The organism is Aeromonas sp. A35_P, from assembly GCF_002259925.1.
GTDB lineage: Bacteria > Pseudomonadota > Gammaproteobacteria > Enterobacterales > Aeromonadaceae > Aeromonas > Aeromonas dhakensis.
The window spans coordinates 44,287-52,846 of the sequence record NZ_NEVB01000044.1 but is presented as its reverse complement, the minus strand read 5'-3'; the positions used below and the strand labels follow the sequence as shown (position 1 = coordinate 52,846).

Below are 8,560 nucleotides of genomic sequence, written 5' to 3'. Positions count from 1 at the left end.
CTCTTACTCCGTTTTCTACTGTCATGACCTTCTCCTTATTTAATTTAGATATTGCTAATTTAGTGTCACTTTATACAATAGAACCAAATATCAGCAATTGCTAATTTACTCCCATGAGCCAATTCGACGAGATGAACAGACACGCGACGGCCGCCGCCTCCCTGCTCAAGGCGCTGGCTCACCCTGAGCGGCTGATGGTGCTCTGTCAGCTGGTGGAGGGGGAGAAGGGAGTCGGGGAGCTGCTGGCCCGCAGCCAGCTCGGCCAGTCGGCCTTCTCCCAGCAACTGTCGGTATTGAAGCGCCAGGGCCTTGTCCGCTCACGCAAGGTCTCCCAGCAGATCTACTACTCGCTGGTGAGCGAGGCGGCCGTCGATGTGCTGGCGGCGCTGCACACCCATTTTTGTCACTCAGAAAATAAGGAATCTTGATGATGGAAAGCCAATGGCTGCTCTCACTGGGGGGCGGCATGCTGGTGGGGCTAGCAGCCCTGATCCTGATGTTGTGCAACGGCCGGGTGGCCGGGATCAGCGGCATTCTGGCCGGTGCGCTGCAACGCAAGGCATCCTGGCGGCTGCTCTTCCTGCTGGGGCTGGGAGCGGGGGCCTGGCTGGCACTGACGCTGGGTTGGGCCAGCATGCCTGCATTCACCGCGCTGCCCGCCTGGCCCGTTGTGCTGCTGGCCGGGCTGCTGGTCGGCATTGGTACCCGCCTTGGCAATGGCTGCACCAGCGGCCACGGCATCTGCGGCATGGGGCGGCTCTCCGTGCGCTCCATCGTCGCGACCCTCACCTTCATGGCCACCGGTGTACTGACCGTGTTGCTGACTCATCATCTCTTCTAGAAGGCTATTGCAATGACCTTGTTGACAAGTTTGCTCGCCGGTTTGCTGTTTGGTCTGGGCCTGGCCATCTCCGGCATGATAGACCCCGCCCGGGTCACCGGTTTTCTCGATCTGGCCGGTGCTTGGGATCCCAGTCTGGGGTTCGTGATGGGGGGCGCCCTGCTGGTCTTCATGCCGGGTTACTTTCTGCTGGTGAAGCCGCGGCGCGTGAGTCTGCTGGGAGAGCCCATGGCTGTGGTGCCCGCCCCCAAGCTGGATCGCCGCCTCATCGGGGGATCTGCTCTGTTCGGCCTAGGTTGGGGATTGGTCGGTATCTGCCCGGGTCCTGCTTTGAGTCTCATTTCCAGCGGCCAGCCCATGATATTGTTGTTCGTAGCCGCCATGGTGGCCGGGATCTTGCTGGTTGATCGGGTCCTGGTGAAGGTGCGGGAGAAGCGCGGCCACCCCCGCTCCGCCTGAATGGATTGCCCCCGCTGCCGGGGAAGGAGGACTATCATGGAACCGATCCGCTTGCCGGGGGCCATCCTGCTGGCCGTGACATCTGCGCTTGTCTCTCCCATGACGCTGTCGACGGCATGGTCTGCCGAGACGCATGGCGAGGCGACTCTGACCCTGGCTCCCGGTCAGGTGACCGACTGGCTCACTCTGGATGGTACCGTCAGCGCCATCCATCAGGGAACGGTGGCAGCCCAGACCGGCGGTCGGGTCTCCCGCATGCTGGTGGATGTGAACGATGAGGTGGTGGCCGGACAGCCTCTGCTCGAGATCAGCGGCAAGGAGCAGTTTGCCGCCGTCACCGGTGCCGAGGCGCGGCTGGCCCGGGCCCAGGCCCAGCAGGTGGAGGCCGAGCGCCAGCTCGCCCGCTTCCAGGCCCTCATCGCCAAGGGGGTGATCACCCGCGCCCAGCTCGACAGCGCCCTGGCGACCGACAGATCTGCCCGCGCCGAGGTGAACGCCGCCGAGGCCGCCCTCACCCAGGCTCGGGAGGCCTACGGCTATACCCGTATCCTCGCCCCCTACGCCGGGGTCGTCACCAAGCGGCTGGTGGAGCTGGGGGAGACGGTGGCCCCCGGCACCCCGCTGCTCTCCGGCTTCTCCCTTGATGCCCTGCGGGTGGAGGTGGAGCTGCCCCAGTCCGCGCTCGCACTTGCCAGTCAGCCAGCTGATGTGCAGGTGCTGCTGCCGGATGGCAGGGCCATCGCTCCCGTCAAGGCCACCCGTTTCAACTATGCAGACAGCCAGAGCCACGCCTTCAGGTTGCGCCTCGATCTGCCGCCGAGCACGGCGGGGGTGCTGCCCGGCATGTGGCTCAAGGTGCAACTCAAGCAGGGCGAACGCCAGCTGCTGCAAGTGCCGGAGCAGGCCCTGCTCAGGCAGGGTGAGTTCAGCGGTCTCTATCTGAAGGAAGGGGATGGCTGGGTGCTGACGCCGGTGCGGGTCGGCCATTGCGAGGCGGCGCAGTGCGAGATCCTGGCGGGCATCCAGAGCGGCGATCAGATAGCGGCGGATGGCTGGGCGCGCCAGCAGGCGGTGACCCATGAGTAACGACGCTCACGGCAACAAAGGCAATCTGGGGGCGGCCGGCCGGCTGGCGGCGCTGTTTCAGGGCTCGGCCATCACCCCGCTACTGGCGCTGGTGGGGCTCTTGCTCGGTCTCTTTGCGGTGTTGGTGACCCCCAAGGAGGAGGAGCCGCAGATCGATGTCACCTTCGCCGACGTCTATATCCCCTTCCCGGGCGCCAGCCCGGCCGAGGTCGAATCCCTCGTCACCACCCCTGCCGAGCAGGTGGTCTCCCAGATAAAGGGTATTGATACCCTCTACTCCTTTTCTCGCCCGGACGGCGCCCTGCTGGTGGTGGTGTTCAAGGTGGGGGTGAGCCGCGAGCAGGCCATCGTCGATCTCAACAACCAGCTCGACTCGAACCGCGACTGGCTGCCCCAGGGGATCGGCGTTGGTCAGCCGCTGGTAAAACCTCGAGGCATCGACGATGTGCCCATCGTCAGCCTGACGCTCTGGAGCAAGCAGCTGGGGGCCGCCGAGCTGACCCGGGTTGCCCACGAGCTGGAGACCGAACTCAAGCGCCTGCCCGGTACCCGCGATATCTACAGCCTGGGTGGCCAGCGCGCCGTGCTGCGGGTGATGCCGGACCCGGCGGCCCTCAGCGCCGATGGCATCAGCTGGAGCGAGCTGAATCAGCGGCTCGCCGCCGCCAATCAGGTGGGTAGCGAGCAGGCCGTGGAGCAGGATAATCGGGAGATCAAGGTGCAGGTGGGGCAGTTCCTGCAAAGCGAGCAGGAGGCCCGCGAGCTGGTGGTGGGCCTGCATGATGGCAAGCCGGTCTACCTCGGCGAGGTGGCCCGGGTGTCCCTTGGGGAGGAGACCCCGGTGCAGCGCAGCTGGATGGGGCAGGGGGATCACAGCTATCCGGCAGTGACCCTGGCCATCGGCAAACAGCCCGGGCAGAACGCGGTGGAGGTGGCCAAGCGGGTGGAGGCCCGGGTCGAGAGCCTCAGGAATCGCCTCATCCCGGCCGGGGTCGAGGTGACGGTGACCCGTGACTATGGCGTCACCGCCGAGACCAAATCCAACACCCTCATCGGCAAGCTGATTTTTGCCACCACGGCGGTGGTGCTGCTGGTGCTGGTGAGCATGGGCTGGCGCGAGGCGCTGGTGGTGGGGGTGGCCATCATCATCACCCTGGCGCTGACCCTGTTTGCCAGCTGGGCGTGGGGCTTTACCCTCAACCGGGTGTCGCTGTTTGCGCTGATCTTCTCCATCGGCATCCTGGTGGATGATGCCATCGTGGTGGTGGAGAACATCCACCGCCATCGCGGCCTTGGCAAGGGCTCCCTCAAGGCGCTTATTCCGGGAGCGGTAGACGAGGTGGGGGGGCCGACCATACTGGCGACCCTGACCGTGATCGCGGCCCTGCTGCCCATGGCCTTTGTCAGCGGCCTGATGGGTCCCTACATGAGCCCCATCCCCATCAATGCCAGCATGGGGATGCTCATCTCCCTGCTGGTGGCCTTTATCTTCTCCCCCTGGCTGGCCAATCACCTGCTCAAGAGCGAGGGACATGCAGCCCATGGCGAGGCCAGGGCCGGGCTCTTCCAGCGGCTGATGACCCCCTTCCTGATGGGGGACGGCGCCAGGAGCGCGAGACGCAAGCTCTGGCTGGTCATCCTGCTGCTGGTGGCGGGCGCCGCCGCCATGCCCATGGTGCAGTGGGTGGTGCTCAAGATGCTCCCCTTCGACAACAAGTCGGAATTCCAGCTGGTGCTCGACATGCCGGAGGGGGCGACCCTGGAGCAGACCGAGCGCACCCTGCTGGCGGTGGGACGGGAACTCGCCAAGGTGCCCGAGGTGAAGGATTACCAGATCTACGCCGGCAGCGCCGCCCCCATCAACTTCAACGGGCTGGTGCGCCACTACTTTATTCGCAGCGGCGCCAATGTGGGGGATATTCAGGTCAATCTGGTAGACAAACACGATCGCCATCGCAGCAGCCACCAGATTGCCCAATCGGTGCGCGCCCCCTTGCAGGCCATCGCATCCGCAGCCGGCGGCAACCTGAAAGTGGTGGAGGTGCCCCCCGGCCCGCCGGTCTGGTCACCCATCGTCGCCGAGGTGTATGGCCCGACGCCTGCTGCCCGTGAAGCGGCCGCTCGCGCCGTAGAGGCCCGCTTTGTGGCCACGGCGGACCTGGTGGATGTGGACATCTATCTGACCGACTCTCAACCCAAGTGGCGGCTGGTGGTGGATCGCAGCAAGGCGGCCCGTTTCGGGGTCGATCTCGGCGATCTGGTGGCGACCCTCAACGGGGGCGTGGGCTATCAGGATGCCAGCTGGTTGCACGGTCAGGGGGCCAAGTACCCGGTACCGATCCGTGTCGAGCTCGCCCCTGGCGACAAGCGGGATCTGGCCGGCATCCTGGCGCTCAAGGTGCGCAGCCAGAGCGGCCAGCTCATCCGGGTATCCGAGCTGGTGAGCCGCCGTGACGAGCTGGCCCCCAGCTACATCATGCACAAGAACATGCAGTCCATGGTGATGGTGGTGGCCGACATGGGGGGCCATGCTGACAGCCCCCTCTACGGCATGTTTGCCGCCGGTGCCGGCATCGAGCTGCCCCAGTATTACGTGCAGCAGCCGGGTAAATTGGGGGAGGTGGCGCTGTTGTGGGACGGGGAGTGGAAAATCACCTACGAGACCTTCCGCGACATGGGGATCGCCTACGGAGTGGGGATGATCCTCATCTACCTGCTGGTGGTGGCCCAGTTCCGCTCCTATCTGGTGCCGCTCATCATCATGGCCCCCATTCCGCTCACCCTCATCGGGGTGATGCCGGGTCACGCTCTGCTGGGGGCCCAGTTCACCGCCACCTCGATGATCGGGATGATCGCCCTGGCCGGGATTATAGTGCGCAACAGCATACTGCTGGTGGATTTCATCGAGCAGCAGCGAGGTGCTGGCGTGGCGTTCGAGCAGGCGGTAATGGCGGCGGCGCAGGTGCGGGCCAAGCCCATCCTGCTGACGGCGCTGGCGGCCATGATAGGGGCCCTGTTCATCCTGGATGACCCCATCTTCAACGGGCTGGCCATCAGCCTCATCTTCGGGATCCTGGTCTCCACCCTGCTCACCCTGGTGGTGATCCCGCTGCTCTACTACAGCCTGCTGTCGCACCGGTCGGGGAGCACGGCAGACGCGCCGGGCGCACAATGACAGAAGGGCCACCCGGGTGGCCCTTCTCGTTTCACACGTTCAGGGAGGAGATGCGCCGGCTGGCGGGGCTCAGCGCCCCTTCATCAGCGGGAAGTAGCGCCGGTCGGCCTGGCTCATATGGCCGACCACCAGCTCCTGAATGATGAAGTTGAGCAACTCGTCGTTGCCAAGGGTGCCCGCCCTGGCGGCGGTCATCAGCTGGTCGGCCTTTTGCAGCAGCAGCTGGTGGTCTTGCCGGTGGTTGGCAAGCTCGGGGTAACCCAGCTCGGCCAGCACCAGCTCCTCGAAGGTGAAGTGGTGACGTGCCACGTCGAACAGGTTCTCCATGCACTCCAGAAACTGGGCCGGGTGCTCCTGCTGATCCTTCATGTGCTCCAGCAGCCGATTGGTCAGCACGAACAGCTGGCGATGTTCGGCATCGATGCGGGGATGGCCGCACTCCTGGCTGCTCTGCCACACCAGCGAACCCTGTTCCGGATCCAGCCCGGCAGCATAGAGGCAGACCCGGCCGCGCCCTCGTCCCTTGGCCTGATACATGGCCTGATACATGGCCTGATCGGCGTGGTGCATCAGGGTCTTGGGGTCGGTGCCGTGCTCCGGGTAGAGGGCTACTCCTATGCTGCTGGAGATGCGCAGCTCCTGCTCCTCATCTATGCGAAACGGATGGCGCAGACTCTGGTGCAGGTGATCGGCCACCGTCAGTGCCTCGTCCCCTGTGTTGGGCAGCAGGATCACGAATTCGTCCCCACCTAGGCGGGCCACCAGATCCCGATCCCGCACGCAGTGGCGCATCCGCTCGGCCACCATGTTGAGCAGCACGTCACCTGTCTCGTGGCCGAAGGTGTCGTTGATCGGTTTGAAGTGGTCGAGATCGACGAACAGCAGGGCCAGCTGGGCAGTCTTGCCTGCCATGACCTCTTTCAACCGCTGTTGCAGCAGCCGGCGGTTGGGCAGGTTGGTGAGGGGGTCGTAGAAGGCGAGCCGGCGCATCATCTCCTCCCTGGCGGCCCGCTCCGTGATGTCGCGGGTGACCCCCAGGATCGCATCAGGTTGGCCCTGCTCGTTGCCGTGCAGGGTGGTGATGGTCTCGGTGGCCACCAGATGTCCCTCCTTGTGACGCAGCTGGGTACGAATGACGCAGCGGGTCTGCTCGTGATCGCCGCGTTGCCAGGCGGCGAGGGAGCCGCTCAGCTCGGCGCGCAGCTGTTTTCTGGATGTCTCCGGGATCAGCTGCTTGAGGGGGAGGGTGAGCACATCGGTGGGGTCGTAACCGCTGAGCGGCTGGATGGCGGGGCTGACATAGCGAAAGCGCAGGGTGGTGGTGTCCATGGTCCAGATGACGTCAGCACTGTTCTCCGCCACGAAACGGTAGTGCTGCTCGCTCTGGGCCAGCTCGCGGGTCAGTCGCTGTCGGCCGTGCGCCTCCTGGCGCAGACGCAGATAGAGGTAGCAGAAGATACCGAGCAGGGTCAGCAGGGAGAGGGTGATCAACATGGCCACCGCCACGCTCTTGTCGAGCAGTTGGCGCTGCTGGCGGATCCGCTCCCGGTCCGGGTTGTAGAGGAAGTGCTCCAGGTCGGGCAGGGCCGACAGCAGGCCGGCATCGAGGTAGTTCCTGGCGATCTGCTGCCAGCGCTCCGGCTGCATGTAGCCGGGCTCGACCAGATCGGGCTGCATCAGCGTCCGGGTGGTGTCGGCCTCGAACTGCAGCAGGTCACGCCCGGCGCCGCTAGGGTACTTGGTCATGATCCAGTCGATCATCTCGGCCGGGTTGTCCATGGCGTAGCGCCACCCCTTGAGCGTGGCCTGCTGGAAGGCATAGACCCGTTCCGGCCGGCTGTTCAACTCGCGCTCCGAGGTGAACAGGTTGTCACCATAGAAGTCGAAGTCGATGCTGCGGGGGGAGAACACCCGGTAGGGGATGCCCATCTTGGTCAGGTAGAAGGGTTCCGTCGTGCTGTAGGCACTGATGGCATCCGTCTTTCCCGCCAGCAGGGCCTTCAAACCCTGCCGGTAGGGCAGTTTGGTCCAGCTGCCCGGTGGCGTATGGCGATTGAGGTAGATCTGCAGCTCCTGGGAGCCGGGTTCCAGCATCAGCCGCTTGCCCGCCAGATCCGCCGGCTGGCGAATGTCGGGTCGTTCCAGGGTGAGCAGCACCAGTGGCGAGTGCTGCAACATGGAGGCCAGCACCACTATGGGTTGGCCGCTGGCGCGGGCCAGCAGCAGATCGCTGCCGCTGATCCCGAACTGGGCATTGCCCGACATCACCTCGTTGACCACATCGGTGGCGACCCCGGACGGGGAGCGCAAGGTGTCGGGCTCGGCCTATCGGGAGACCCATGATCGCGGCTTTCACCACGGCACCCTGCTGCTGGACGCAGACCTCGGCCGGCTCGCCCACTACCTCAATCCCGATCCCAAGAAGCTGGCCGCCAAGGGGATCAGTTCGGTGCGCAGCCGGGTAGCCAACCTCGGCGAGCTGTTGCCGGGCATCGACCATCAAGGGGTGAGCGAGGCGCTGCAGGAGGCCTTTTTCAGCCACTACGGTGAGCGGGTACAACCCGAGCATATCTCCCCCGAGCGGCTGCCAGAGTTGCCCGGCTTTGCCGAGACCTTCGCCCGCCAGCGCAGCTGGGAGTGGAACTTCGGCCATGCCCCGGCGTTTACCCATCAGCTGGACGAGCGCTTCGGCTGGGGCGGGGTGGAGCTGCACTTCGATGTGGAAAAGGGGGTGATAGGGCGGGCGCAGATCTTCAGCGACAGCCTGGAGCCGGCGCCGCTGGATGCGCTGGCCGCGCGCTTGCCCGGGGTGGCTTATCAGGTGGAGGCCATCGATGAGCTGCTGCGCCAGTGGCGCGGCGAGTTTCCGGCCCTGCAGAGCGAGCTGGAGGCGTTCTCGCGCTGGTTGCTGGCATCGCTGCGCTGACGCTTTTCTCGCCGTTGGGGCGGGTGGATCACAAAATCAAAAGAGGCGCCCGAAAGGCGCCTTTTTGCCAGCC

Annotated in this window: 5 protein-coding genes and 2 pseudogenes; 6 read left to right on the top strand and 1 reads right to left on the bottom strand. The window is 65.1% G+C overall.

Annotated features, from left to right (window positions below; translation table 11 throughout):
* Positions 1-113: 113 nt before the first annotated feature.
* The 5 genes from CAK78_RS04025 to CAK78_RS04005 are packed head-to-tail and all read left to right on the top strand — an operon-like array spanning position 114 to position 5,561.
* Positions 114-428, top strand: a complete 315-nt coding sequence (locus CAK78_RS04025; protein ID WP_094696444.1) for an ArsR/SmtB family transcription factor — start codon at positions 114-116, stop codon at positions 426-428.
* Positions 428-841, top strand: coding sequence for a YeeE/YedE family protein (locus CAK78_RS04020; protein WP_176452655.1), 414 nt, complete (start codon positions 428-430; stop codon positions 839-841). Before CAK78_RS04025 ends, CAK78_RS04020 begins: the two co-directional genes overlap by 1 nt.
* A 12-nt stretch (positions 842-853) precedes the next feature.
* Complete coding sequence (locus CAK78_RS04015) at positions 854-1,300, top strand: YeeE/YedE family protein (RefSeq protein WP_094696443.1); 447 nt, start codon at positions 854-856, stop codon at positions 1,298-1,300.
* A 36-nt stretch (positions 1,301-1,336) separates the two neighbouring features.
* Positions 1,337-2,386 carry an efflux RND transporter periplasmic adaptor subunit gene (locus CAK78_RS04010; RefSeq protein ID WP_094696442.1) on the top strand — a complete coding sequence of 350 codons (1,050 nt, stop codon included), beginning with the start codon at positions 1,337-1,339 and terminating at the stop codon, positions 2,384-2,386.
* Positions 2,379-5,561 carry an efflux RND transporter permease subunit gene (locus tag CAK78_RS04005; RefSeq protein WP_094696441.1) on the top strand — a complete coding sequence of 1,061 codons (3,183 nt, stop codon included), beginning with the start codon at positions 2,379-2,381 and terminating at the stop codon, positions 5,559-5,561. The genes CAK78_RS04010 and CAK78_RS04005 overlap by 8 nt, the downstream gene beginning before the upstream one ends.
* A gap of 69 nt (positions 5,562-5,630) precedes the next feature.
* Here CAK78_RS04005 and CAK78_RS04000 read toward each other — a convergent pair.
* Positions 5,631-7,853, bottom strand: a pseudogene (locus CAK78_RS04000) (diguanylate cyclase domain-containing protein); the annotation flags it as partial.
* Here CAK78_RS04000 and CAK78_RS03995 point away from each other — a divergent pair.
* Positions 7,846-8,487, top strand: a pseudogene (locus tag CAK78_RS03995) (lipoate--protein ligase); the annotation flags it as partial. The pseudogenes CAK78_RS04000 and CAK78_RS03995 overlap by 8 nt on opposite strands.
* Between the last annotated feature and the right edge of the window lie 73 nt (positions 8,488-8,560).